The organism is Candidatus Marithrix sp. Canyon 246 (assembly GCF_001723685.1).
GTDB lineage: Bacteria > Pseudomonadota > Gammaproteobacteria > Beggiatoales > Beggiatoaceae > Marithrix.
The window spans coordinates 151145-177848 of the sequence record NZ_MCBX01000003.1 but is presented as its reverse complement, the minus strand read 5'-3'; the positions used below and the strand labels follow the sequence as shown (position 1 = coordinate 177848).

The 26704-nt window shown below is 33.8% G+C and carries 31 protein-coding genes, 1 tRNA gene and 1 other RNA gene; 20 read left to right on the top strand and 13 right to left on the bottom strand.

Features of this window, described 5'->3' with window-relative positions:
- The first annotated feature begins 60 nt into the window (after positions 1–60).
- Entirely contained in the window at positions 61–1500 is a 1440-nt protein-coding gene (gene ltrA / locus BHU68_RS03350) for a group II intron reverse transcriptase/maturase (RefSeq protein WP_069471934.1), read from the top strand.
- A gap of 127 nt (positions 1501–1627) precedes the next feature.
- Positions 1628–1927, top strand: coding sequence for a hemerythrin family protein (locus tag BHU68_RS03345; RefSeq protein ID WP_069471933.1), 300 nt, complete (start codon positions 1628–1630; stop codon positions 1925–1927).
- A 423-nt stretch (positions 1928–2350) separates the two neighbouring features.
- On the opposite strand, the gene BHU68_RS03340 is transcribed toward BHU68_RS03345, so the two are convergent.
- From BHU68_RS03340 to BHU68_RS03330, 3 genes are all read right to left on the bottom strand, one after another.
- Positions 2351–3124 carry a M48 family metallopeptidase gene (locus tag BHU68_RS03340; RefSeq protein ID WP_069471932.1) on the bottom strand — a complete coding sequence of 258 codons (774 nt, stop codon included), beginning with the start codon at positions 3122–3124 and terminating at the stop codon, positions 2351–2353.
- A gap of 111 nt (positions 3125–3235) precedes the next feature.
- On the bottom strand, positions 3236–4066 hold the full coding sequence (locus BHU68_RS03335) for a DNA/RNA non-specific endonuclease (protein WP_069471931.1): 831 nt from the start codon (positions 4064–4066) through the stop codon (positions 3236–3238).
- A gap of 278 nt (positions 4067–4344) precedes the next feature.
- On the bottom strand, positions 4345–5442 hold the full coding sequence (locus BHU68_RS03330; protein ID WP_069471930.1) for a LamG domain-containing protein: 1098 nt from the start codon (positions 5440–5442) through the stop codon (positions 4345–4347).
- A 493-nt stretch (positions 5443–5935) separates the two neighbouring features.
- Here BHU68_RS03330 and BHU68_RS03320 point away from each other — a divergent pair, with 493 nt between their 5' ends.
- The 7 genes from BHU68_RS03320 (at position 5936) to BHU68_RS03295 (ending at position 9043) form a co-directional block, all read left to right on the top strand.
- Positions 5936–6535 carry a hypothetical protein gene (locus tag BHU68_RS03320; protein WP_141700003.1) on the top strand — a complete coding sequence of 200 codons (600 nt, stop codon included), beginning with the start codon at positions 5936–5938 and terminating at the stop codon, positions 6533–6535.
- The gene (locus BHU68_RS17105) at positions 6523–6672 is read left to right on the top strand and encodes a hypothetical protein (protein ID WP_171899603.1); all 150 of its coding nucleotides are present in this window, start codon (positions 6523–6525) and stop codon (positions 6670–6672) included. The genes BHU68_RS03320 and BHU68_RS17105 overlap by 13 nt, the downstream gene beginning before the upstream one ends.
- Positions 6673–6818: 146 nt before the next feature.
- Complete coding sequence (locus BHU68_RS03315; protein WP_069471927.1) at positions 6819–7487, top strand: endonuclease V; 669 nt, start codon at positions 6819–6821, stop codon at positions 7485–7487.
- Between the two features lie 218 nt (positions 7488–7705).
- The gene (locus tag BHU68_RS03310) at positions 7706–7891 is read left to right on the top strand and encodes a UPF0175 family protein (RefSeq protein ID WP_069471926.1); all 186 of its coding nucleotides are present in this window, start codon (positions 7706–7708) and stop codon (positions 7889–7891) included.
- Positions 7891–8145 carry a hypothetical protein gene (locus BHU68_RS03305; RefSeq protein ID WP_069471925.1) on the top strand — a complete coding sequence of 85 codons (255 nt, stop codon included), beginning with the start codon at positions 7891–7893 and terminating at the stop codon, positions 8143–8145. Before BHU68_RS03310 ends, BHU68_RS03305 begins: the two co-directional genes overlap by 1 nt.
- Positions 8146–8222: 77 nt before the next feature.
- On the top strand, positions 8223–8597 hold the full coding sequence (locus tag BHU68_RS03300) for a gamma-butyrobetaine hydroxylase-like domain-containing protein (protein ID WP_069471924.1): 375 nt from the start codon (positions 8223–8225) through the stop codon (positions 8595–8597).
- A gap of 8 nt (positions 8598–8605) precedes the next feature.
- Positions 8606–9043, top strand: coding sequence for a DUF29 domain-containing protein (locus tag BHU68_RS03295; protein WP_069471923.1), 438 nt, complete (start codon positions 8606–8608; stop codon positions 9041–9043).
- Between the two features lie 32 nt (positions 9044–9075).
- Here BHU68_RS03295 and BHU68_RS03290 read toward each other — a convergent pair whose 3' ends face one another.
- The 5 genes from BHU68_RS03290 to BHU68_RS03275 all read right to left on the bottom strand — a co-directional run bounded on the left by BHU68_RS03290 (position 9076) and on the right by BHU68_RS03275 (position 14144).
- A complete protein-coding gene (locus BHU68_RS03290) occupies positions 9076–9306 on the bottom strand; it encodes a hypothetical protein (RefSeq protein ID WP_069471922.1) in 231 nt (76 codons plus the stop codon).
- 200 nt (positions 9307–9506) lie between these two features.
- Positions 9507–9674, bottom strand: coding sequence for a hypothetical protein (locus BHU68_RS17100; protein ID WP_171899604.1), 168 nt, complete (start codon positions 9672–9674; stop codon positions 9507–9509).
- A 54-nt stretch (positions 9675–9728) separates the two neighbouring features.
- A complete protein-coding gene (locus BHU68_RS03285; RefSeq protein ID WP_069471921.1) occupies positions 9729–10295 on the bottom strand; it encodes an AAA family ATPase in 567 nt (188 codons plus the stop codon).
- 38 nt (positions 10296–10333) lie between these two features.
- Positions 10334–10690 (bottom strand): AAA family ATPase, encoded by a 357-nt coding sequence (locus BHU68_RS03280; protein WP_069471920.1) that lies wholly within the window; start codon positions 10688–10690, stop codon positions 10334–10336.
- 58 nt (positions 10691–10748) lie between these two features.
- Positions 10749–14144 (bottom strand): LysM peptidoglycan-binding domain-containing protein, encoded by a 3396-nt coding sequence (locus BHU68_RS03275; RefSeq protein ID WP_069472912.1) that lies wholly within the window; start codon positions 14142–14144, stop codon positions 10749–10751.
- A 23-nt stretch (positions 14145–14167) separates the two neighbouring features.
- Here BHU68_RS03275 and BHU68_RS03270 point away from each other — a divergent pair, with 23 nt between their 5' ends.
- The 9 genes from BHU68_RS03270 to scpB all read left to right on the top strand — a co-directional run bounded on the left by BHU68_RS03270 (position 14168) and on the right by scpB (position 22714).
- Positions 14168–15991, top strand: a complete 1824-nt coding sequence (locus tag BHU68_RS03270) for an ATP-binding cassette domain-containing protein (RefSeq protein ID WP_069471918.1) — start codon at positions 14168–14170, stop codon at positions 15989–15991.
- Positions 15992–17356, top strand: coding sequence for a signal recognition particle protein (ffh, locus tag BHU68_RS03265; RefSeq protein WP_069471917.1), 1365 nt, complete (start codon positions 15992–15994; stop codon positions 17354–17356).
- Positions 17357–17593: 237 nt separating this feature from the next.
- Positions 17594–18376, top strand: a complete 783-nt coding sequence (locus BHU68_RS03260; protein WP_069471916.1) for a thiazole synthase — start codon at positions 17594–17596, stop codon at positions 18374–18376.
- Positions 18373–19020, top strand: coding sequence for a tRNA (guanosine(46)-N7)-methyltransferase TrmB (trmB, locus tag BHU68_RS03255; RefSeq protein WP_069471915.1), 648 nt, complete (start codon positions 18373–18375; stop codon positions 19018–19020). Before BHU68_RS03260 ends, trmB begins: the two co-directional genes overlap by 4 nt.
- A complete protein-coding gene (locus BHU68_RS03250; protein ID WP_069471914.1) occupies positions 19017–19643 on the top strand; it encodes an L-threonylcarbamoyladenylate synthase in 627 nt (208 codons plus the stop codon). The genes trmB and BHU68_RS03250 overlap by 4 nt, the downstream gene beginning before the upstream one ends.
- Positions 19636–20295, top strand: a complete 660-nt coding sequence (locus BHU68_RS03245; RefSeq protein ID WP_069471913.1) for a site-2 protease family protein — start codon at positions 19636–19638, stop codon at positions 20293–20295. The genes BHU68_RS03250 and BHU68_RS03245 overlap by 8 nt, the downstream gene beginning before the upstream one ends.
- Positions 20296–20305: 10 nt before the next feature.
- Positions 20306–21517 carry a tryptophan--tRNA ligase gene (locus tag BHU68_RS03240; protein ID WP_216092602.1) on the top strand — a complete coding sequence of 404 codons (1212 nt, stop codon included), beginning with the start codon at positions 20306–20308 and terminating at the stop codon, positions 21515–21517.
- The gene (locus BHU68_RS03235) at positions 21514–22218 is read left to right on the top strand and encodes a segregation and condensation protein A (protein WP_069471912.1); all 705 of its coding nucleotides are present in this window, start codon (positions 21514–21516) and stop codon (positions 22216–22218) included. Before BHU68_RS03240 ends, BHU68_RS03235 begins: the two co-directional genes overlap by 4 nt.
- Positions 22205–22714 (top strand): SMC-Scp complex subunit ScpB, encoded by a 510-nt coding sequence (scpB, locus tag BHU68_RS03230; RefSeq protein WP_069471911.1) that lies wholly within the window; start codon positions 22205–22207, stop codon positions 22712–22714. Before BHU68_RS03235 ends, scpB begins: the two co-directional genes overlap by 14 nt.
- 41 nt (positions 22715–22755) lie before the next feature.
- On the opposite strand, the gene rnpB is transcribed toward scpB, so the two are convergent.
- Positions 22756–23098: RNase P RNA component class A (rnpB, locus tag BHU68_RS03225), an RNA gene on the bottom strand.
- Between the two features lie 9 nt (positions 23099–23107).
- A tRNA-Arg gene (locus tag BHU68_RS03220) sits at positions 23108–23182 on the bottom strand.
- Between the two features lie 85 nt (positions 23183–23267).
- On the opposite strand from BHU68_RS03220, the gene BHU68_RS03215 reads away from it, so the two are divergent.
- Positions 23268–23732: a c-type cytochrome gene (locus BHU68_RS03215; protein ID WP_171899501.1), complete on the top strand. Its 465-nt coding sequence runs from the start codon at positions 23268–23270 to the stop codon at positions 23730–23732.
- 220 nt (positions 23733–23952) lie between these two features.
- Here the strand turns inward: BHU68_RS03215 and BHU68_RS03210 are convergent, their stop codons facing one another.
- From BHU68_RS03210 to BHU68_RS03200, 3 genes are read right to left on the bottom strand one after another with little or no spacing between them, the layout of a single operon-like run.
- A complete protein-coding gene (locus BHU68_RS03210) occupies positions 23953–24237 on the bottom strand; it encodes a cell division protein ZapA (RefSeq protein WP_069471909.1) in 285 nt (94 codons plus the stop codon).
- The gene (locus tag BHU68_RS03205) at positions 24234–24416 is read right to left on the bottom strand and encodes a hypothetical protein (RefSeq protein WP_069471989.1); all 183 of its coding nucleotides are present in this window, start codon (positions 24414–24416) and stop codon (positions 24234–24236) included. Before BHU68_RS03205 ends, BHU68_RS03210 begins: the two co-directional genes overlap by 4 nt.
- A gap of 1 nt (position 24417) precedes the next feature.
- Positions 24418–25170 carry an MlaA family lipoprotein gene (locus BHU68_RS03200; RefSeq protein ID WP_069471908.1) on the bottom strand — a complete coding sequence of 251 codons (753 nt, stop codon included), beginning with the start codon at positions 25168–25170 and terminating at the stop codon, positions 24418–24420.
- Between the two features lie 11 nt (positions 25171–25181).
- Between BHU68_RS03200 and BHU68_RS03195 the strand changes: the two genes are divergently transcribed.
- Positions 25182–26702, top strand: a complete 1521-nt coding sequence (locus BHU68_RS03195) for a YiiX/YebB-like N1pC/P60 family cysteine hydrolase (RefSeq protein ID WP_069471907.1) — start codon at positions 25182–25184, stop codon at positions 26700–26702.
- The last annotated feature ends 2 nt before the right edge of the window (positions 26703–26704 follow it).

Here is a 26704-nt window from a genome sequence, read left to right as displayed (position 1 = left end):
ATGGAGAGTAAATCGTAAATAGTAAATCCCTTGATAAACAGGGTGAATAGACATTGTAAAATGATAACAGTAGAAACTTTAAACGAAAACTATATTGAGAAGACTTATCTAATAGATAAGTGGGAATGGCAGGATATTGTCTGGAAAAAAGTTGAGAACAGAGTTTTTAATTTGCAAAAGCGTATTTATAAAGCCACCAAAACTGGTCAACTTAAACAAGCAAAAGCTTTAAGTAAACTACTTTTACGAAGTAGTTGCTCGATACTCTTGAACGTTCGCATAATCACACAAGATAATTCTGGGAAGATTAAATCATTAAGTTCTTTACAAAAGAAAGAATTAGTTAAAGAGTTAATGGAACTTGCCCAATCATCATTCAAAAATTATCGTGCAAAACCAATAAGAAGGGTATGGATACCAACTATCAAAGATAGAGTGGTTCAAGGAATAATCAAAACTGCTATAGAACCTCAGTTTGAGGCAACTTTTGAGCCTAATAGTTATGGCTTCAGGCCGGCACACAGTACCCACGATGCTCTGGAAGACATTTTCAAATGTCTATCTCATAAACAGAAATGGGTACTGGACGCGGGCATCAAAGCTTGTTTCGATAACATTGACCACAACCATTTGCTAAGTCTAATAGATGGTAAAGCCGCTAAAGCTACTATTAAACAATGGTTAAAAGCAGGCGTAATGGAAAACCAAAAATTCCAAGCGTCAGATATTGGCACGCCGCAAGGCGGAATTATCAGCCCACTTTTAGCTAATATAACCTTAGATGGAATGGAAGGTTATTTATGTGAAAAGCTAAGAGAGAAAGGATACAGAAGTCATGGTCAAATCAGAGTCGTAAGATATGTCGATGACTTTGTGGTAATGCACGAAAACAAAAAAGTTATAGAAGATTCTAAGCCAATAATAGCTGAATGGTTAAAGGTTCGTGGTCTGGAATTATCAGAAGAAAAAACTAAAATTGTGCATAGCACAGAAGGGTTTGATTTTTTGGGTTTCAATTGCAGGCACTACGAGAATAAAACCACTGGTTACGAAGCAAGGAATTTCGCGAACAAACAAGGTTTCAAGACACTCATAAAACCAAGTAAAAAATCCATAGAAACACATTCAAACAAGATCAAAGAAGTGCTGAGACAAATGAAAGCAGCGAATCAAGAACAAGTAATTTGGCGTTTAAACCCAATAATTAGGGGGTGGGCAAACTATTACAAAACTTGCGTGGCTTCAGAAACATTTCAAAAGTTGGACTATTTGATGTGGCAAAAACTTTGGGCATGGGCCAAAAGAAGGCACAATTCCAAAGGAAAAAAATGGATAGTAGGCAAGTATTTCCACACCATTGGTACAAGAAAATGGTGCTTTGCCACGAAAAAAGACGGAATCGTAGATCAAATATTGATTAAATATACAGATACCAAGATAAAAAGACACGTCAAGGTACAGGCTGGAAAATCATATTATGACGGTGATGAGTTATATTGAGCTAAAAGATTAGTAAAAGGTGCGCACCGATGAGGACCACATGGGGGGAGCCGGATGAGGTGAAAGTCTCACGTCCGGTTCTGAAGACGAGTTCTTTATGGCGACATAGAGGGTTTAGTTTAACTTTATGAATTATCATTTTCAAACTGAAGAAAGAATTTTCAAGGAACGTAATTATTCCAATCTTGATTATCATCAAGATGAATATGATGAGCTTTCAGCTAAGTTATTAGAAACACAAACACAATTAGTTAAGGTTGAAATGTTTGCCGCTGAAGAAATAATCAATTTTATTACTAATTGGTTACATCAGCATATTTTAAGCATTCTTCAAATGCAAGCTCAAGATCATGCAAAGACACAAAAAGTTGAAAAATCACGATTTGATATATTAGATGATTTTGGTGATGTATTGATTCCAGCTTGAGATTATTGTGAGGTTTGAATATGATTTTATGGCATATTATATGCTTAAAACATCATTGCATTCCTCCTTTATGTTTTAACCTCTCTTAGTCGAGAGGTTTTTTTTTGACTTCAATAAATATGGTAATAATATTGCATATATTCGATATGTACATTTCTCCTTTATGTACTCATTTAGCCCCTTAATTATTCTGGTTAAGGGGTTTTTTATTGTCTTATGTATTGTGAAGTTAGATGGAATGAATATTGTATATATTTGAATCGCATTCCTCCTTTATGTAATTTAGCCGTTCTCTCATAGATTGAACGGTTTTTTTTGAGTAGCAGAAAGAAGTGGAATATATCTTGAATATATTTTATTATTGACTTCTCCTTTTTGTGTGGTTTTGCCTTTCACTTTCGTGAAAGGCTTTTTTTTTGCCTCTTATCCGCAACGTGGTTTTCTGCCACTCGCTTGTGCTTGATTATAATTTCTCATAGCTTTAGGCATTGCCTGATTTAAGCGGCTAATACGAGTTTGCCCAGATGGATGGGTTGATAAAAATTCAGGAGGTTTACCACCGCCTTTACTCATATTCTGCCATAATCTCACACTTTCATTAGGATTAAATCCTGCCGCTGACATTAAATACAAGCCATGTTCATCAGCCTCAATTTCATGAATACGACTAAAAGGTAACATTACTCCAAATTGAGCGCCTAAACCTAATAAGCCCATTATCATTTGATTTTTACCAAGTTGTTGAGCTACATTTAATCCTGTATTTAAAAGAGCACCTTGAGAAGCGCGTTCATTACTATGTTTAGCCAGCACATGAGACACTTCATGCCCTATTACAGCGGCTAATTGGTGTTGATTTTCAGAAATATCTATTAAACCTGTATGTACACCAATTTTATTGCCGGGCACAGCAAAAGCATTTGCTGAATCATCACGAAATACTACGACTTCCCATTGATTAGCAGGTAAATTAGCGGCAGTTAAAATCGCATTTGCAATACAACGAACATAACGATTAGTAGTAGAATCTCTTTCTATTGGTAGTTTTTGTTTATAAGCTGCAAAACTTTTTATGCCCATTTGGTTTAATTGAGTGTCTGGCATCATCATCACTTGTTTGCGCCCTAAAGGGGATGTAGCGCAACTGACTAATACTAGCAGTGTTATTGTTGCCATAAAAGCTGATTTTAGTTTCATAAGATTTTCCTGTTTTAAGAATTAATCTAGGCGCAAGACCTGACAGGTTTTTAAAACCTGTCAGGTCTAAAACCCGACTTCAGATAGTAATTATAACTATATAAGTCATATTTACCAAATTTGTTTAGCTGTTTTAGCTTCAAATTGAGATTCATATGAATCTTCTAAGTCTGCAAAAAAGTCTAAGCCTGTTTGTTTTTCAATTTCGTCAATGCTAGTTAAAAAATTTTCTGGTTCATCTTTGCGCTTGACGTTTTGTGGCATTATAAACGCCAGTGCGCGAGGGGTATTGTTTTCTAAATCTACTATGATTTTATAGAAGCTATCTGGAATTTCTATTTTATTTTTACCGATTGTTTCAATCTGATTATCATAAATTGGACCAGTGTATATATATACGCTATCGAAACGATTGGCTAATTTTGCTACTTTCATTTCTAATTCTCGCCAAACGCCTCGATTTAAGTTAGATTTTTGAGGCACAATGTTTGACATTAAGAAGGTTTCTACTTGTGCTTGTCTTCCATAACGAGTGGAAATACCATAGTTTGGTGCCATATGCCCTCGATCATAGCCGCTATGGGTATAATCTTTATGTGATACTTTGGCTTCTGTAGTCATGTCGGTATTAAATTTACTTGGTCGTTTTGAAATACCAGCTGGTTTTTTTTCTATTAGGGCTAAATGATAGAATACCCATGCTGGATTTTTACGCTGTTCATCATAACCAACTACATAACCAATACGATCAAGCGGTGTAATTGGGTTTGGATAATTATTTGCTGTTGGTAGCCAAGCGGATTCAGGAAAGTTAGGTTGAACATTAGTGTCAGTACATTGGTATAGAATAAATCCTAATAAAATTGTTAGTGATATCCAAATTGGATGGTTTTTGTATTTGTTTGGTAACAATTGTTCGATTAATTTAATTTTGTTTGTCATGTTTAATATATGGGTTTAAAGAAATTATCTAGTGATATAATTGGTACTTATGTAGAAATATCCAGCGTTGAAATGGAATATGAAAATATACATAAAATAAGTACAGCGAATGACGTGGATAAACGGATTTATCACATTTATTAGTTTATCCACGTAATTCGCTGTACTCATATGGAAGAGTTTTTACAATATTGTTTGTCTGAATCAGAATTTACAGAATTGTAGAATTTATGGCAGTGGCATTGTTGGGCTTTCTGTCATCAGCCCAACTTACAAAATTATTTACAACTATCAGCTTTAGTCATATCTTTAATATGAAATATTGGATAGGATTGATTCCATTGCTTCATAGTTACATCCTTGTAAAATATAACTTTTCCTTCAATTCCATCACCTATTTCAGCAATTGTAGCAACTTTAAAACAAGGAATATAAACTGATCTGGCTTCATGATCATAGTTAATATAGCCGCTAGTATCTTTTCCTTCAAACATAGCTAAGAGATTTATACTCCAAGGTATGAGTTCAAAAGCATCTTTAATTTTTTCCTGTAATTGAACATTAAAAATTCCTTTTTCACCAGTTTCTTCACGGCTAAAACCATCTAAAAATGGAACTAAAACACCTTTTAAAGATAGTGTTTTAGTTTTTATATCGTAAATGGCTTTTGATGAAATTTCTTTTGGTGGTTTTTCTTGTTCTTCCTCTTCAATCTTATAAAGTTGTTGGATTTCGGATTCTGATAGGGCGCGGTTGTAAATTCTGAGATCATCAATATCACCTTGAAAATAATTACTTGAATAATCACCATCTCTTCCTATAGATAAGCCACCTGTTTGATAATATATAGAATTTGAATCATGTTGCTTATCAGTGGTAATTAGTAGCCGATCAACATACAAATTAGCTTGTTCACCATCAAAACTCAATACTACATGATGCCAAATACCATCCTGATAATTACCTTTTGATGTATTCAAAGTGTATACATTTCTATTATCTACAGATATATAAGTATGTATTGAATTTCCTCTCAAAGTTATTCCATAACCATAAAGTCGGTATCTTATTACTAACCCATTTTCAGATGTGGTTTTAAACCAAGCACTGATAGTAATTCTTTCTGGTTTGCCTTTATCACCAATCCAAATATAATCATCATTTCCATCAAAACTATAAGCACTTCCTTTATTCCCAAGCCGATCCTCAATCAGCGTCGCGCCATTAACCGTTCCATCATTCCCATTCCCCGATTCATCCTCAGCATTACCATTAAACGGATAATAAGCAACCAATCCATCTTTCAAATCAGCCCAAACATTGCCGCTTAATGCAGCAGATAAGACCATAGCATTTATAAATGTATATTTTTTCAAGAAAGTTTGTCCTTTAAGAGTTAAATTGTGTCAATCCGTTTATTCGGAAAATCCGTTGTACTTAATAAAAAAAATAGTACAACGGATTAACGGAATAAACGGATTAAACGGCCTTTGCTATAAATATAATGGCCATTAAATGGTTTTCAATAGAAAAAAAATTTTTCTTTATGTTTATATAGAATGCTTGCTGGAGAGTTTTGTTATATTTTTTATTTTTATGGTTCATATAAATATATTCGCAAGGGAAAAATCTAATGAAAAAAACAGTTGGTGGTACAGCAGCTTTAGCTTATACCCTTAAAGTTGCACGCCAGATGGGAATCAGCCCTTCATTACAAGCCTTATATGCTAAAAATACTTGTAAAAGTTGTGATTTAGATAAGCTTGATGGTCGTCTCACCACGCCGCTTTATAAACAAGCAGATGGTCAGGTAATTATTATCAATCCAGTAACAGAAAAAGGTTTAGTCAATTTTACTTTGCCAAGTGATTGGCGTTCCATGCTTGGTGGCGGCTCAGAGGTTTTGCAGCCTATGCTGTTGATATTGAAAATACCAGTTGGCATAGCATCACTAAACAATCAGGGCTTGATCAAGCCACATTTGAAAAAGTAGCCGAGTTATATATAACAGCTAAAAAAGCCGTTTTTGCTTGGGGCATGGGGATTACGCAACATAATGGCTTCGTCAACTATGTGCGTATCAGCGAAGGCGGAATTTATCGTTTTCCAGAACTACGTTCAGAAGTGGAATTGATTAATCAGCTTGCTTGCGCGGTGATTGCTAAAGATATTTTCGACTTTTCAGTATTTGCCAAACATGCCAACATTCGTGATGCCATTGCTAATAGCATTCCCGGATTTGAAGCTATGGAAAAGCGCGAAGAATTTCAAATTGATGGGCGTACTTTCCATAAACCAGACTTTCCGACAACAAATGGTAAAGCTTTTTTCCGCGTAATTGCGATTCCTGAATACAGACAAACTGATAAAACTTATCGCATGACATCGGTGCGCAGTGAGGGGCAATTCAATACGATTATTTATGAACAAGAAGACATATATCGTGAACAGGCAAGATGCTTGCTCTGAAAGTACGCTCTTTCGATATTCCAGCCGGCAATCTGCTAACTTATTTTCCTGAATCTAATGTACTGATTCCAAAAACAACTGACCAACGTAGCAAAACACCTAGTTATAAATCGGTGTTAGTAGAATTATGGATTTAAAGCTATGATAAATTAGAACAATAGACTTCGTATCAGACCTGACAGGTTTTTAAAACCTGTCAGGTCTAACAATAGACTTCGTATCAGACCTGACAGGTTTTTAAAACCTGTCAGGTCTTTAGGCCAAAATCGGTATCAGTAGAATTATGGATTTAAATAAATTATCTAATTTACAACAACAATTAGCCAAGCAGGTTATTATTCCTAATGAGGATCATAGATTCAAATCAAGTGATCTTATTTTTAGTTTGGATATTCAATATCTTGATAATATTGCTTTTGTTGCTGTGGATATTCAAACTTATGCTGGTGAAATAATTGATACTTATGTAGAAAAAACCAGTGTTGAGATGGAATATATTCCACAATTTTTTTGCTTTAGAGAGGGTCCACCTCTTTTAGAAATCATACAGTTAGTACAAAAAAAATTGAATTTAAATCCAGCTTTATTAATCGTAGATGGGCATGGTATTGCTCATCCGCGTCGTTTTGGAGTGGCTTGTTGGTTAGGTGTTCAAACTAATTTGCCAGTTATTGGTTGTGCTAAGCGTAGTTTATTGCCATACCAAGGAAATTTAGCTGAAAAACGTGGTAGTTGTTTAGCAGTTTTTTTAAAACAAGAAATAGTTGGTAAAGTTCTACGTACACAAGATAATATAAAGCCAGTTTTTGTAAGTATTGGCAATAAAATAACTCTTAATACAGCCATAAATATAATCTTGCAATTAAGTCCAAAATATAGAATCTGTGAACCATTACGCCGCGCTGATCAAATGGCTAGGGCTTATGCGAAAAATGTATCTATTGTAAAATGAGATTTTGATCTTATCTTTGACATTATGAAAAATCCAATCCCTACTAATATAGAATTACATCAAAAATCTAAGATTTTAGAAATCAGTGTATTAACTAATGTTACGCACTTGGGTAATTTAAGTTTGTAATGTATTTTGGAGTAATTAACATGCAAGTTACATTAGATATACCAGAACAATTTGCTTTTAACAAAACACCACTATAAATAGGTGTTACATTGAAGCTTTATGCTGCATTAGCTTTATTTAGATCTGGTAAATTATCAGCAGGAGCAGCTACAGAATTAGCAGGAATAGATCGTTATGCTTTTATAGCAGAATGCAAAAAACATAATATACCAATTTTGAATTATTCACCTGAAAGTTTAGATGCTGAACTTGCTGATTTGCGCCAAATTTCCTGATGTTAATTATTGCAGACACATCCGCCCTTATTGCTATTGCTGCTTGTAATGGACTTCATTGGCTGGATACATTATTCGATGAAATACAAGTTCCTCAAGCAAGTGCATTAAGAAATTATCTATTTGATAAAATCATTGATATTGATTTATCTAAATTTATCATTGTAGCTCAAGGTTTGGGAAAAGGCGAACTTGAAGCAATGGCTTTATATAAGCATCAACATGCTGACCGATTGTTACTTGCCAATGAATAAGGATATAATTTAACCTCGCTGTTGTTTATAACACTTTTACTATTGTAAAATCAGTTTTTAATCTTATCTTTGATATTATGAAAAATCCAATCCCTACTAATATAGAATTACATCAAAAATCTAAGATTTTAGAAATCAGCTTTGATAATGGTGAACAGTTTGAATTAAGCTGTGAATATTTAAGAATCTCTTCACCTTCAGCCGAAGTGCGTGGGCATTCCCCTGATCAAGCTGTCTTACAAGTTGGTAAGGCTGATATAAATATTGATAAAATTGTACCTGTTGGTACTTATGCTGTACAATTAGTTTTTGACGATGATCATGATTCAGGAATTTATTCTTGGGAATGGTTATATAATATCGGTAAAAATCATGATCAATTGTGGCAAGAATATTTGGATAAGTTAGAAAAAGCAGGGCAAAAACGCGGTCCAGCATATGCGTCCATTTAGGATTAAAGATGTTTAACCAAGTATTATATGAAAAAGATTTTTATGGGTGGCTAGAACATACAATAAATTTACTCAAACAGGGACGTTTGTCTGAGCTTAATACGGAAATTTTACTTGATGAATTAGAAAGTATGGCAAAACGCGATAGGCGTGAACTTTTAAGCCGGCTTGTGATATTGTTGGCTCATCTACTCAAGTGGCAATATCAGCCAACACATCGCAGTAACAGTTGGCGAGGCTCAATTGTGGAACAACGCTATAAAATTGAAAAACAATTGGAAGATAGCCCTAGTCTTAAGAATCAACTTGAAACTTTGATGATAAAAGCCTATCCTGACGCGGTTAAATTAGCGAAAGCAGAAACTGGCTTAGCGACAAGCCAATTTGCAACAGCCTGTGAATATACAATTAAACAAATCTTACTGGATGAATTTTATCCCGGCTAGCAGTTATGACAGGATTAAAGCCTGTCATAAAATTATTCGCTTTCATTTTTCATAAGATTAGCTATAATTTCCTTTAGATAATTATTTTCTTTTTGCTGTTGTTGCAATAGAAGACGGGCTTTTTCTAATTCATGTTCAAATTCATTTTTTTCACCAAAATTAAATAATTCCAATAATCCCATCCCGAAAGTCTCAGCAATTTGTTCCAGCCTAGAAACTTGTACATCAGTTTCGCCGCGTTCAATATTAGCATATCCATTCACAGACAGTGACCAACCTTTTGACTTGCGTATAGACCTAATTTTCTGGATAATCATGTTGTCTGTTATATCTGCAATATTCAATTAAAAATAACAAGGATAATCTCTTTTAGATAAATCAATATAAGACAATAAATTAGCTACCTTGCTTTCAATAATTTCTCCGGTTAGCTGGCACCTCCTGGGTATCCCACGCGCCAGCGTCAAGATTCTTCTCTTAAAACTGGAAGCAGGCGCGTGGTAATGATAAAACTATAGTAAACAACTAAAATAGGTGAATTCAGAGTAATATTGGCATATTGCCAGTGTTCGATTAATGTTTCTACAAAGTATTTATCATTTTCACTTTCCACTATTAAAACATTACTCACCTCTAACTCCTTTTTTGCGCTTTAATCCATAATCTAAAACCTCCATATCATATTTCATCCCAATAATTTGATTAGTGTGAACATGACGCGCAAACTCAAAATAATAACCACAACTTTATCTTGAGCGGAAGATACTTGTGTAAATGCTTTAAGCATTTCTAAGCTATGAGTTGTGGCAAATATTTGGACATTAAATTCAGTGGCTAATTCAAATAACATTTCCCATAATTTGGATTGATGAATATGATGAATCGCATTTTCGATTTCATCTATCAGCAAAATACCTCCTCGATCATTCACCAATTTCAGAAATAAATCAGCTACCCTATTTAAAGATTCGCCAAAAACAGATAAAGGCATAAGGTTTTCATCTTTCCTAGCTAAATAAATCAGCGGAGTTCCAAGTGTCAAAGTTCTTACATCTAATATAGATGAATCAATGATTTTGAATGCTTTCATGACTTTATCATTATTACCATCTAAATAAGATTGATCATAAAGTCTGGCTAAGTTTTGCTCAGAAGAATTACCTGACGCTGGTATCCAATAAATCTGTTTAAAAGGAAGATTATCTGAGTATTCACTATTGGCTTTGACTAAAATGCCTTTAGAATGTGCCACTAAAGAAGATAAAGGTTCGCCGTTTTGATAGATTAAGTTTAAGGTAGAAATTTTAGATTTATCATTATGTAATAAAATCTCAGACCAACATTCATACTAATAATATTAGTAATATTATCCTCATTAACTGATTTAATATTAATGGTAGCATTTTTCTGTTGATTTAAGAATAAATTATTCCAAGCCTTAGCCGGATAAGCAGTTATCACATCTTGATTAATTCCTCTAAGCTGCATTAGAGTGGAAACTTGAGGCGAATGATTTAAATACAAAGCCTCCAAAAAAGCCGTTTTGCCAACATTATTTTGACCACCGATCAAATTAATTTGACCAAATCCAGACAGATACGATTTACCAAAACATCTAAAATTTTCAATTTCAAGATCAAAAATCATTTTAAATCTCCTCTTATATTATTAACTATACTGAATTTGATGGGCGAGCTTTTCATTTTTATTCTCTTACAACTCTAAATCCAATAAAATTAACCCGATAACCTAACCAAGACTCAAAACGGTGTGCGGCACGATTATCTTCAGGATCGCTTAACCAATGCCCGCCACGAATAACTCTGAATTTATTTTTAGTTTTTCTATTCACACAAGTCTGTTCTTTGCCATTATATTTTACCAGTTCTTTTTTATTAGCTTTTAGTTCTACTCCATATGCAGAACAAGTCCATTCATAAACATTACCAACTGTATCATATAATCCAAATGGATTCGCTTTAAAAGAACCAACTGGTGCAGTCATATTTTGAGCATCCCAGCCCCATTTAGAATTACATTTATTACAAGTTGCATTGTTAGTTCCAATACGATTTCCCCACCAATATTTGGTTTTGCTTCCAGCACGAGCTGCATATTCCCATTCTGCTTCAGTAGGCAGGCGGTAGTGATGTCCAGTTTCACGACTTAACCATGTACAATAAGCTCTGGCATCTTCCCAATTAACATTTATAACTGGTCTAATTCCTCTACCCCAACCTTCATCATGTGGTTTTTTGCGTCTAGTGGCTGTAGCAAATTTATCATAGTCTGAAAATGTTATTTCATAACGAGAACTTGCAAAGCGTTTAATATCTACTTTATGAATAGGTTGTTCATCTTTTTCACCGCCTCCTTGCAGATCACCCATCTTAAACGAACCAGCAGGTATCCATACCATTTGTGGTCCTAAATTGCCATTTCTTAAACGATCATGAAACAATAACTTTTTTTTTGTAGTTCTTAATACTGGTTTAGAAACTTTTTTTTTAGGAAAATCAAAATAATCTTCTATTTTAATAGCACAACCATTTTCATCAACCCCATTAATAACTTCATCTTCAGTATTATTTGGACAACGATCTTTGTCATCATCAATCCCATCTTCATCTGTATCCACACTTAAAAATGACTCTATAGGTTTGGAAACTAATAATTTTTGACCCAGATTCAATGAAGAAGATATGGAAATGTTATTCCAACGGGCAAGATCTGTATAAGACACTTTATACAACCTAGAAATTTTAAATAAACTTTCACCCCTTTTTACAATATGATATACTGGTTCATTTTTTGAAATTTCAGGTGTATTAATAACACAACCCATAGCATCAACACCTTTACCTATTTCTTCAATAGTGGTATTAAGGCAATGATCTTTATCATCAGGAACATCATCGTGATCTTGATCAAGAGGTGCAGAAAGTACTAATTTTTGTCCTAGTTTCAAATTGTAAGGGCGCGGTAAATTATTCCAACGAGCTAGATCTTTATAAGAAATTCGATAACGTTTAGAAATTTTAGCTAAAAAATCGCCGCTTTTTACTATATGATAAGCTGGTTTTTCTGCCGTTTTGATAACACAACCGAAATCATCAACTCCTTTAATAATTTCATCAGTAGTGGTATTGGGGCAAGAATCTTTATCATCATTAACACCATCTTTGTCATTATCAGGAACAGCAATAATTGTTTCTTCTGGTGCTTCTGGTGCTTCTGGTGCTTCTGGTTCAGAAACTAATAATTTTTGTCCTAATTTCAAAGCATAAGGATAAGGAATATTATTCCAACGCGCTAAATCCTTATAATAGACTTTATAAATTTTAGCAATATTAAATAATATTTCACCGCTTTTTACTACATGATAAGCTGGTTGTTCCGGTGTTGCTTCCGTTTTTATAACACAACCCATATTATCAATTCCTTTAATAATTTCATCAGTTGTAGTATTTTGACAAAAATCCTTATCATCAGGAACACCATCCTTATCATGATCAATCACAGCAACCACTGTTGGTTTTGGTGGTTCAGAAACTAATAATTTTTGTCCTAATTTCAAAGCATAAGGAGCAGCAATATTATTCCAACGCGCTAAATCCATATAATTCACGTTATATTGTTTTGCAATTTTAGCTAAAAAATCACCACTTTTTACTACATGATAAGCTGGTTGTTCTGATTGTTTCGGTTTTTCTTGCGTTTTGATAACACAACCCATATTATCAATTCCCTTACTAATTTCTTCAGTTGTAGTATTTTGACAAAAATCCTTATCATCAGGAACACCATCCTTATCATGATCAATCACAGCAACCACTGTTGGTTTTGGTGGTTCAGAAACTAATAATTTTTGTCCTAATTTCAAAGCATAAGGAGCAGCAATATTATTCCAACGCGCTAAATCCATATAATTCACGTTATATTGTTTTGCAATTTTAGCTAAAAAATCACCACTTTTTACTACATGATAAGCTGGTTGTTCTGATTGTTTCGGTTTTTCTTGCGTTTTGATAACACAACCCATATTATCAATTCCCTTACTAATTTCTTCAGTTGTAGTATTTTGACAAAAATCCTTATCATCAGGAACACCATCCTTATCATGATCAATCACAGCAACCACTGTTGGTTTTGGTGGTTCAGAAACTAATAATTTTTGTCCTAATTTCAAAGCATAAGGAGCAGCAATATTATTCCAACGCGCTAAATTCATATAATTCACGTTATATTGTTTTGCAATTTTAGCTAAAAAATCACCGCTTTTTACTATATGATGCTTATCAATCACTGGAACTGGTTCGGGTTTTTTAGTTTTGGGAGGTTCAGAAACTAATAATTTTTGTTCTAATTTCAAAGCATAAGGAGCAGCAATATTATTCCAACGCGCTAAATTCATATAATTCACGTTATATTGTTTTGCAATTTTAGCTAAAAAATCACCACTTTTTACTACATGATAAGCTGGTTGTTCTAAACCCTTATTATTCACAGCAACCACTGTGGGTTTTGCTGGTTCAGAAAGTAATAATTTTTGTCCTAATTTCAAATCCGCAGGATTATCAATATTATTCCAATCCGCTAAATCCTTATAATTAACTCCATATTTTTGTGCAATATTATATAAAATATCTCCTGAAACTACAGCATGATACTTAGTTACTACATTTGAAACAGATGCTGTTACTATAGGTTTTACTACATCAGTTTGAGTTGTTACAGTTGGATTTGGAGTTGGTGTTATTACTGGTTTAAATATTTGAGTAGGTGGATCCATTAAAGAAACTTTTTCAACTGCATCCATTGCATTTTGTAACCTGTCATGAAAAGTCACTGATGTAGAAGAAAAATCCCTTTTTTCTTCTTCAGGAACTGACTTCTTGCCTGATAAAAGTGGTTCAATAATGTTATTTAATACAAATTGTTCTTTTAATTCTAAATGAGTTAATACAATTAATCCCAATAATATCATCATTAAAAAAACTGTTTTAAATGAAAAAATTGAAGATTCATGTACAATCATTGGAGATTGTACTTTCGTACCATGTTTAGTTTTCGCAACTTTAACTTTTATATTTCTTGCCATAATTCTAATATTCTATAATTTTAATGATTACTATTGAAAATTTATCCCTACAATTAGGGACGAAAATATTATTTAATAATACTAATCTGATTTTGCATAAAGGGCAAAAACTGGGTTTAATTGGTGCTAATGGTAGTGGTAAGTCTAGCTTCTTAGCTTTACTACGTAATGAATTACAAGCTGATTCAGGTAATGTAATTTTACCAAACAATTTAACCATTGCCCATGTCGCTCAAGAAACTCCCGCTGTTTCAACATCTGCTCTTGAATATATATTAGATGGAGATCAAGAATTACGAGACATTGAAAAACAATTAAGCATAGCACAAGATGATGCTAATTTACACTCTCAATTTGAGGCTATTGATGGTTATACCGCCAAAGCACGCGCTGCACAATTGATGCACGGTTTAGCTTTTGCTGAAAATGATATTAATAAACCAGTGGCAGAATTTTCTGGTGGTTGGCGAATGCGTTTAAATTTAGCACGCGCTCTTATATGCCGTTCCGATTTATTATTATTAGATGAACCAACTAATCACTTAGATTTAGATGCCATTTTATGGTTTGAGCAATGGCTAAAGCACTATCCCGGCACTTTATTATTAATTTCTCATGATCGTGAATTTTTAAATAATGTGATTAATAATATTATTCACTTAGAAAAAGAAAGCCTAAATTTATATACGGGTAATTATGAAGCTTTTGAACAGCAAAGAGCGGCTCAGCTTGCCCTACAACAAGCTAGTTATAAAAAACAACAGCGTCAAATTACTCATCTTAATTCATTTGTTGAACGGTTTCGTTATAAAGCAACTAAGGCTAAACAAGCGCAAAGTCGCTTAAAAGCTTTAGAACGAATGGAAATCATTACACCTGCTCATGTAGAATCACCATTTAATTTTAGCTTTAAATCGCCTGAAAGTATTCCTAACAATTTAATTTTATTAGATAAAGTAAGTATAGCTTATACCGAAATTCCTATATTAGAAAATATCACACTACGTATTTCTGCTGGGTCACGTATTGGTTTGTTGGGTCCTAATGGGGCTGGTAAATCTTCATTAATAAAATTATTAGCTGGCGAAATTAAATCTATTAATGGTGAATCTAGTTTAGCAGATGGCTTGCAAATTGGCTATTTTGCCCAACATCAATTAGAACAATTATCTTCTCAAGATAGTCCGTTACAACATTTGCAAGCAATTGATAGTAAAGCTACTGAGCAAAATTTACGAAATTTTTTAGCCAGTTTTGGTTTTATTGGAGATATAATATATGAACCAATTAGCCCTTTTTCAGGTGGAGAAAAAGCACGTTTAGCTTTAGCTTTAATTGTGTGGCAAAATCCTAATATTTTACTGTTAGATGAACCCACCAACCATTTAGACTTAGAAATGCGTCATGCACTAACTTTTGCATTACAAGACTATGCTGGTGCATTAGTCATAGTATCTCATGATCGTCATCTATTAAGCACTACAACTGATCAATTATATCTGGTAGCACAACAGCGGGTTGCTGCCTTTGAGGGTGATTTAAACGATTATAGACAATGGTTACTAAAACATCGCGCTGAAAAAAAATCATCTTCATCTAAACGTGTAGATAATACACAACGTAAACAGCGTCGCACTTTACAAAACCGCTTAAAAACCTTAGAAAAAAAAATAGATACATTAAGCAATGAAAAACAAGCTGTAGAAACATTATTAGCTGATCCATTATTATATGATGATCAAGCAAAATTAACAGAATATATTCAAAAGCAAGCACAATTAACCGAACAATTAGAAGAAACAGAATTATTGTGGTTAGAAACCACTGAAACACTAGAAGGAGTTTAAATGTTTGATAATCTTAGCGAACGTCTCAGCAAAACGGTAAAAAATTTAAGCGGGCAAGGGCGTTTAACTGAAAAAAATATTAAAGATGCACTACGTGAAGTACGTATGGCATTATTAGAAGCAGATGTAGCCTTACCAGTTGTTAAAGAATTTATAGAACAAGTAAAACAACGAGCTATTGGTCAAGAAGTTATTGGTAGTCTGACACCCGGGGAAGCTCTGATTAAGGTAGTGCGCGATGAGCTAACTGAATTAATGGGTGCTGAGTCGAATGAACTAAATTTAAATGTTCCGGCACCAATGGTTATTTTAATGGCAGGCTTGCAAGGTGCTGGTAAAACCACTACTGTTGGAAAGCTTGCGCGTTGGTTGATGGAACGCCATAAAAAATCAGTTATGGTTACTAGTTGCGATATATATCGCCCAGCCGCGATTCAACAATTAGAAACTGTAGCTGCAGATGTTGGTGCCAATTTTTTTGCTAGTGAAACTACACAAAAACCAGTTAAAATTGCTAAAAATGCACTTAAACAAGCTCGCCTAGACTTTATTGATGTATTAATAATTGATACCGCTGGTCGTCTTCATATTGATGAAGAAATGATGGGTGAAATCAAGGCATTACATAAAGCTGTTGAAGCTACTGAGACTTTATTTGTAGTAGATAGTATGACAGGGCAAGACGCTGCAAAAACAGCCAAAGCTTTTAATGATGCCTTAGATTTAACAGGGGTAATTCTGACCAAAGTCGATGGTGATGCTCGTGGAGGAGCGGCATTATCAGTACGTCATATAACTGGCAAACCGATTAAATTTCTAGGTATCGGTGAAAAAACCGATGCCTTAGAAGTATTTCATCCTGACAGAATAGCCTCAAGAATTATAGGTCAAGGTGATGTACTAAGTTTAATTGAAGAAGTTGAACGTAAAGTTGATCAAAAAGAAGCTGATAAATTAGCTAAGAAATTAAAAAAGGGCAAAGGATTTGACTTTGAAGATTTTCGTACTCAATTAATTCAAATGAAAAGTATGGGTGGAGTATCCAGCTTAATGGATAAAATGCCCGGTTTAGAACAAATTCCTGAGCAAGCTAAATCACAATTAAATGATCAAGAAATAACTCGTATGGAAGCCATAATAAATTCTATGACTCCACATGAACGACGTTTACCAATGGTTATAAAAGGTTCTCGTAAAAAGCGTATTGCTAATGGCTCAGGAACACAAATACAGGATGTAAATCGTTTATTAAAACAATTTACTCAAATGCAAAAAATGGTAAAGAAAGTTTCTAAAAAAGGCGGTATGGGAAATATGATGCGTGGATTAAAAAATAAATCAATGCCGGGAAAGCGAAGAAGGTAAGGAGTAAAATAGAAAGGTGCATCTAAATGTGACCAACACGAGATGCACCTTAGTCACAATATAAACTAGGTAGGATTAGTTTGATTGTGATACTCATATGTATTGCAATATAGTTGCCAATATTGTAATATGCTGATTTTATTAATTATATATATAAGTATCTAATTTTAGAAGCTGCTGATATGTCAAATTTTCATCAGTAGATGTTGAATTTATTTACACACAATAAGGAGTGATATGTCAAATACATTCACTATAGGAAATAAAACTTATAATTCTCGTTTATTAGTAGGAACTGGTAAATATAAAGACTTAGAACAAACGCGGCTTGCGATTGAAGCCAGTGGTGCCGAAATTGTCACAGTCGCAATTAGACGCACTAATATTGGTCAAACCCCAAATGAACCCAATTTATTAGAAGTCATATCACCTGATAAATATACGATATTACCTAATACAGCAGGCTGTTATACCGCAGAAGATGCTATACGCACTTGTCGCTTAGCGCGAGAATTACTTGATGGTCATAATTTAGTCAAACTTGAAGTATTAGGCGATCAAAAAACCCTATATCCAGATATTACTGCCAGCTTAGAAGCAGCAAAAGTTTTAGTTAAAGATGACTTTCAAGTAATGGTTTATACTAATGATGACCCTATTATAGCAAAGCGTTTTGAAGAATTAGGTTGTGTTGCAGTTATGCCACTAGCCGCTCCAATTGGATCTGGTTTAGGAATTCAAAACCCCTTAAACATCATGACTATTGTCGAAAATGCAGATGTACCAATTTTAGTTGACGCTGGTGTAGGTACTGCTTCAGATGCTGCGATAGCAATGGAATTGGGTTGTGATGGAGTATTAATGAATACCGCCATAGCCGCAGCTAAACAACCAATTTTAATGGCATCAGCAATGAAAAAAGCGATTGAAGCTGGATATGAAGCCTATATGGCAGGGCGTATGCCACGTAAACGCTATGCAAGTGCATCATCTCCATTAGATGGGCTTATAAACAAATGATTCGTAGTTTTGTTAGTCGTAGTGGGCGTATAACAGCATCACAAAAAAAAGCGCGTGAAAAATTATGGTGCCAATACGGTATTAATTTAGACAAAAAAGTATTAAAATTAGAACAAATATTTGGTAGATCAAATCCTAAGCATTTAGAAATCGGTTTTGGTATGGGTGATGCTTTAATCAGTATGGCAAAAAATAATCCTGAACATGATTTCTTAGGGATTGATGTTTATAATCCCGGTATTGGTCATCTATTAATAGAACTAGAAGCTGCTCAATTAACTAATGTTAAAGTCATTTGCGCTGATGCTGTAGAAATATTAACAGATTATTTGCCTTTAGAATCTTTAGATTGTGTATATATATTTTTTCCTGATCCTTGGCCCAAAAAACGTCATCATAAACGGCGACTAATACAAACAGAATTTCTGAAATTACTAGCAACAGTAATGAAATTAGATTCTGAGCTTTATATAGCTACTGATTGGCAAAATTATGCTGAACATATTAATGAAGTATTAGAAACTACGCCATTATTTAATGGCGGTTTTGCAGATCGCCCTGATATACGTCGATTAACAAAATTTGAACAACGTGGCTTAAAACTAGGGCATAAGGTATGGGATTTCAAATTTCATAAAAAATGAGTCAATTTGTTACTATTCACCCAAAAAATCCACAAGCACGATTTATTCAACAAGTTGTTGCTAACATTCGTGCTGGCGCGTTATGTATCTATCCAACCGATTCATGTTATGCCTTCGGTTGTTCTATAGGTAATAAAACCGCTATGGCACGCATTAATAGTATTCGTCAAACCGATAAAGAACATAATTTCACTTTAGTTTGTAGTGATTTATCTGAAATTGCAACTTATGCTAAAGTAGGCAATGCCGCTTTTCGTCTGATGAAAAGCTTAACCCCCGGTCCTTATACGTTTATACTGCAAGCCACTCATGAAGTACCACGTCGCTTGCAAAATCCAAAACGAAAAACCATTGGATTACGTGTGCCTGCTCATCCTATTGCTCAAGCAATTTTAGCAGAATTAGGTGAACCTATTATGAGTTCTACCCTAATTTTGCCAGAGCAAGACATGCCAGAAACTGATCCAGAAACAATTAGACAATTATTAGAAAAACATGTAGATCTTATAATTGATGGAGATAATTGTGGCTTGAAACCCACAACTGTTGTAGATTTAATTAGTGATCCCCCAAAAATTATCAGACAAGGAAAAGGTTTAATAGATTGGTTAGCCAATGAATGAATTAACTACTTTACAACTTATAGCGATTTGGATATTACCAGTAATATTTGCTATTACATTACATGAAGTTGGACACGGTTGGGCTGCCTTCAAACTAGGCGATAATACTGCTCATCAACTAGGGCGTATTACAGTCAATCCAATTAAGCATATAGATCCAATAGGCACAGTGATACTACCATCATTATTATTGATATTTACTGGATTTGTATTTGGCTGGGCTAAACCTGTACCTGTAAATTTTCAACAATTAAATCAGCCGCGCCGTGATATGGCATTAGTTGCTCTCGCTGGCCCGGGAGCCAATTTGCTAATGCTATTATTTTGGGCTATTATAATTAATATAGGTTTCTTTTTTTACTCAAGTTATGATTCTGCAATTTTCTTTATTTACGTAGGTCAAGCAGGGGTAATTATTAATTTTATATTAATGTTATTAAACTTATTACCAATTTTACCATTAGACGGTGGGCGAGTGGTTCATGCAATGTTACCACTAAATATGGCAGATAAATATGGCAGACTTGAACCTTTTGGTATAATTGTATTAATAGTATTACTTTTAACCGGTGTTCTGCAACAAATTATGCAATACTTTCTTGGATTTATGCAAGTACTTTTACAATTTTTAATCTTTATTAACTTAAATTAAGGAGACTTTCTTGGATTCGTCTATATCGCAACGTGTTTTATCTGGTATGCGACCAACAGGGCAATTACATTTAGGACATTTACACGGCGTACTAAACAACTGGGTAGAATTACAACATCAATACCGATGTTACTTTTTTGTAGCAGACTGGCACGCATTAACTACTGAGTATGATAACACCAAAATCATTGCTCAAAGTGTCTATGACATGATAATTGACTGGTTAGCTGTAGGTATTAATCCGAGTGAATCAACTTTATTTATTCAATCTAAAGTACCTGAACATGCGGAATTACATCTATTATTATCAATGTCAACTCCACTAAGTTGGTTAGAACGGATTCCAACTTATAAAGATCAACAACAAAAATTACAAAATAAAGATCTTTCTACTTACGGATTTTTAGGTTATCCCTTACTACAAGGGGCAGATATTTTACTTTATAAAGCTGGTGGTGTACCTGTTGGTGAAGATCAAGTACCTCATATTGAATTTACCCGCGAATTAGCACGACGTTTTAACCATATTTATGGGCGTGAAGCAGATTTTGAAGAAAAAGTACAAGCAGCCATTCGTAAAATGGGTAAAAAAATCGGTAAAAATTATAAGCGTTTAAGAAAACTTTATAAAGAACAAGGTGATGATGATGCTTTAAGTACCGCTAAAGCTTTAATAGATGAACAACAAAATATAAATCTAGGAGATAAAAAACGTCTTTTAGGTTATTTAGAAGGCGAAACTAAAACAATTTTAACAGAACCAGAAGCCTTATTAACTCCAACATCTAAAATGCCCGGTTTGGATGGACAAAAAATGTCCAAATCCTATAAAAATACTATCGCATTACGTGATGATCCTATAATTATAGAAAAAAATATCCGTACCATGCCCACTGATCCAGCACGAGTACGTCGAACTGATGCTGGTGATCCTGCAAAATGTCCAGTTTGGCAATTTCATCAAGTTTATTCTAATGAAAATACTAAAAAGTGGGTACAAAACGGTTGTAAAACTGCTGAAATCGGCTGTATAGAATGTAAAAAACCAATAATAGATGCTGTGATAACAGAATTAAAACCGATACAAGAACGTATTCAACGCTATACTGAAGATCCAGAATCCGTACAAACAATAATTAATGAAGGTTGCGAAGTTGCACGCGCTGCTGCTCGTGAAACCCTTAGCGAAGTCAGAGAAGTTATGGGTTTAAAATATCAATGAAGGAACTTTATATTCCGCCAAATGCTATGCAAGTATTTCTTGAAAGCTTTGAGGGTCCTTTAGATTTATTATTACATTTAATACAAACCCAAAAGTTAGATATACTTGATATTCCAATTGCAGATATTACCAATCAATATGTAAAATACATTGATTTAATGCAAGAATTAGATTTGGAACTAGCGGCAGAATATTTACTGATGGCAGCATTATTAATGGAAATAAAATCCCGTATGTTGCTGCCACAAACTACAACTGAAACAGCGTCTGATCCTAGAAAAAATTTAGTACAACAATTACAAGAATACGCTCAATATAAACAAGCAGCTCAATATATAGAGGCTTTAGCTAGAATAGATAGAGACTTATTTATTGCATCAGTTGAATATAATCAAGTTGAAACACCTGTTATAGTTCCAACTATAGAATATTCTGAACTATTAGTAGCAATAAAAGAGGTAATGCAACGCGCTACACTGCTAAATTCACATAAAATCATACGAGAAGCTCTGTCAGTCAGAGAGCGTATGAGCTTCATTTTAGAGAAGATTAAAAGCACAACCACAACAATAAACTTTATAAGCTTATTTAAACTTGAAGAAGGTCGAGCAGGAGTAGTAGTAACATTACTAGCAATACTAGAATTAGTAAAAGAATCACTAATACAAATTGAAATAATAAATATTAATGACAGATCATAAGTCAATAATTGAAGCCGCTTTATTTATAGCTACTAAACCTTTAACAATTGATAACTTGTTAAAATTATTTCCTGAGCTGGAACAACCAGAAAGATCAGTTATACGAACCAGCTTAAAACAACTAGCTGAAGATTATACTGATCGAGGTATAGAATTAGTTGAAGTTGCAAGCGGCTATCGTTTCCAAACCAAAGCTACACTAAATTCATGGTTACAACGCTTACAAGCTGAACGCGCACCGCGTTATTCGCGAGCATTACTAGAAACTCTAGCGATCATTACTTATAGACAACCTATAACTCGTGGGGAAATTGAATCAATACGTGGAATTAGTGTTAGTACAGATATAATCAAAAAATTACAAGATTATAATTGGATACGAGTATTAGCACATCGAGAGACTCCTGGTCGCCCTGCTTTATATGGTACTACTCGTGAATTTTTGAATTATTTCAGTTTGAAAAACCTTAATGATTTACCTACATTAAGTATGTAACAAAATTAATTAACATATCAAATAATGTTTATATTCAATAAAGGTGGAGTTAGTCTATAAGCCGGGTTCTGTCAAGAACAGTCATTCATCTGGGATGACTGTCACCAGTCACCTCATGCGACCTACCCATAAACGATGCGGACAACATCAATGTTTAACTATTTGGTCTTGCTTCAGGTGGGGTTTACCCTGCCATTAATGTTACCATTAATGCGGTGCGCTCTTACCACACCTTTTCACCCTTACCCGTAGGCGGTATATTTTCTGTGGCACTATCCATAAGCTCACGCTTCCCAGAGATTATCTGGCACCTTGCCCTATGAAGCCCGGACTTTCCTCTATATTCTTATAAATCATAAATATAGCGACTGCTCAACCAACTCCAAAAACTTTCGCGCCCAACAGGACTCGAACCTGTGACCTTTGGCTCCGGAGGCCAACGCTCTATCCTAACTGAGCTACGGGCGCATTATCACTCAATAATACCATAATTTTTTATTTAGAGCAATTTTTTCTGTTATAATATTTGGTTTTTTACCAAAAGGAGATGTTTGTGACCGATAAAAATACTACAGATTCAGCTCGTAACTGGACAGTGATTATTTATACAGTAGTATCAGTACTTATACTATTTTTAATGTATTTCTTATTAAGCGCTGGACTTGATAATAGTGATTATCAAGAACCCAAAGATTTGCGCGTTGAGCGAATAAAACCTATTGGTCAAGTCAATATTGAAGGTTCCAAACCAGAAGAAGAAGAAGTAGTAGTAGTAACTGCACCAAAATCAGGTAAAGAAGTTTATGATGGTGTGTGTTTTGCTTGTCATGGAACTGGCGTATTAGCTGCGCCTAAATTTCGTGATCAAGCTGATTGGGCTAATCGTATTGCCAAAGGAAAAGATGTTTTACTTCAAAATTCGATCAATGGTTTAAATAACATGCCAGCACGTGGCGGTAATCCTAGTTTAACAGATGAAGAACTAGAGGCTGCTATTGAATATATGTTAGGAGAATAATAGATAGGAAGCATTCACAGCCATATTGTAAAATTGTTGCCGCTTTGAACCACAGCGTGATAATTCGGGTCCTTCGAGAGATGTATCAGGCTATTCATTTAAACTGAATTTGCTCAACAACATCCACTACACCTAGTCCCTTATGCAATAATGTTAGGTTCAAGTGTTTTATCCAATTTACAATATGGAGCGAATGCTAAAAACTTTAGACTACATTTTATTACTTTATTTCAGATAATGCAAGTTCTATTTTTTCTTGAAGATGGTTTTTATCTTCTTCTGTAGATTGTTTGTATTGTAAATATTCATGAATAATATTTAATGCACTGATTACAACAATACGTTCAGTACTAACCACTTTACCGCCTTCACGCACAATTTGCACTTTCTCATTTAGATAACGTGCTGAAGCCATCAAAGTTTCGTGTTCTTCTTCTGGACAAGCAATGACATAATCCTTATCAATAATATGTAATTTTACTGGAATAGATTTACCTATAATCATTGATCTTCTTCCATGATTTTTAGCCGTTTAATCATATCTTCAATATGTGTTTTAGCTAAAGAATTTTTTTCTAACAAAGCGGTGCGTTCAGAAATTAAATGCTTATTTTCTTCAGTTAATCTTTTACAAATTTGGATGATACTATCAATTTTAGTTTCTAATGATTTTAACTCAGACATATTATTCATCTTCATCTTCATCATCAAATATATCATCTTCTTCAAAAATTGCATCTTCTTCTGGTGGATTACCGTCATACACCAAATATTTACGTCTAGCTAAATACGCATCACGAATATAACTATATTTATCTAAAGCTGCGGTTTTAAGTACTGATTCAAATTGCAATAACTTTGCACGTTCATCGACAAATTCAATACTAGTACTAGTTAATAATATATAACGCGCTGATTTATTTTTTGATTGTCCGTAATAATAATCAGGTCTTAATAGAATATCTCCAGCCCAACCGATAGTATCACGTACTGAACTAGGGCCAAAAATCGGTAATACTATATAAGGACCACTACCAATTCCCCAATAACCTAAAGTTTGTCCAAAATCTTCATAATGTTTTTCAAAACCCATTTTAGTAGCTACATCAAATAAACCTAAGACTCCAGCACTAGAATTTAATAACAAACGTACTGTATCTGAACCAGCTTGTTTAAATTTAAATTGAAAAACGTCATTTGCAACAACAAAAACATCATCGAGGTTACTAAAAAAATTAGTAACTCCCGTTAAAACTCTTGTTGGTACAACTTCTTTATAAAATACTGCTACTGGTTTAATCATGATTTTATCAATACCATCATTAATAGCAAATACACCACGATTGAATTTTTCAAATGGATCGCTTGGAGTCGTAGTGGCACAGCCAGAAACCAGCCACGATAGTAATAATGTTATAATTAAATTATTTTGTTTCATTTGATTTTGTTATGAATACTAAAAATTTTTTAAAATTGCTTCTACCGTTATTATTAATAGGATGCTCACATCAACATATAGCTCCGACTGCAAAAATCAATCCTAACCAGCCTTGTTGGCAACATTTAATGAAATTTCATGGTAATACTGACGAATCTATGACAGCAGTTATAAATCATGAAATTCATGATTATGAATCATTAGTTGAAATGTCTCTGACTCATAGAGCTAAAACAATCAGACTTGCTAAACATTTAAAACAACAAATTAGCGAAGATAAACCATTATCAGGTGCTGATTTAGACGAGCTGAATAAATCCTTACTAAAATATCTAAAGATTCGCAAGAAATTCTATAAAATAGCTGAATTGCATGAATGTTGGTTAAATCTTTCTGCTTTTAAATCCCTTACAATTAAACCCATTTCAGATCAAGAACAATTAAAAGCTGTAATGTTATCATTGTCTGCCGCTTTGCTTTTATATGATAATTATTTATTGGCTATTTCTATATTTGAAGAAGATGAAAAATTACGTCGCGTTCTTAATACACGAGATTCTGGTTATGGTATTGGACAAGATGAATTGCAAAAAATTACTCGTTCTTATAATTCCTACCGTAAACGCAAACGTATTCAAAAAGCATTAAGATTTTATTCTAAGCGTGTTGTAGCCTTATCAAAGCAGATGCAAAATGATCAATCCTTCAGATCTCTAAAACTATTAATAGATCAAAGTCCATCTTATCATTTAACTTTAAAAAAGAAAGGGATATTTTATATATTTGGTAGAAAGTTACAATTTATGAACGCTATTGGTAGTGATAAATTATATTCATTTGGTAATGATGGATTAAATTTATTTAGTAAATTTTTTGGTAATTCTATTGGTTTAATAGAATCTCGTAAGGGATTATTGTACAATCGCGCTGATGTATTAACATTTCTGAATAACAAGCTAAAAGCCGGTGATATTCTGTTAGAAAAAACACCATTTCGTTTAACTGATAAATTTATTCCCGGTCATTGGGGTCATGCTGCTATTTGGATTGGAACTGAGTCAGAATTAAAACAATTAAAAATTTGGCATCATCCAGTGGTAAAAAAATATCATCATAAGATTAGACAAGCCAAATTAGTTGTAGAAGCATTACGCCCCGGTGTTCAATTAAATTCTTTACAACACTTTCTTAATATTGATGATTTAGCAATTTTACGTGATACTAAAATGGATAATAACACACGGGCTGAACGTATTATTTTGGCTTTACGTCAACTAGGTAAAGAATATGACTTTAATTTTGATGTTGAAACTACAGATAAAATAGTTTGTTCTGAATTAATTTATATTGTTTATACGGGAATAAGTTGGCCTACTAATAAAACATTAGGTCGTTTTACTATTAGCCCAGATAATGTTGCTTCAAAAGCCTTAAAAAAAGGCCCTTTAAAATTAATATCATTATTTCATAATGGTAAATATATAGTAGATAATCCATTAAGATTATTAAGTCAATTAATTCAAACTGAGTAATA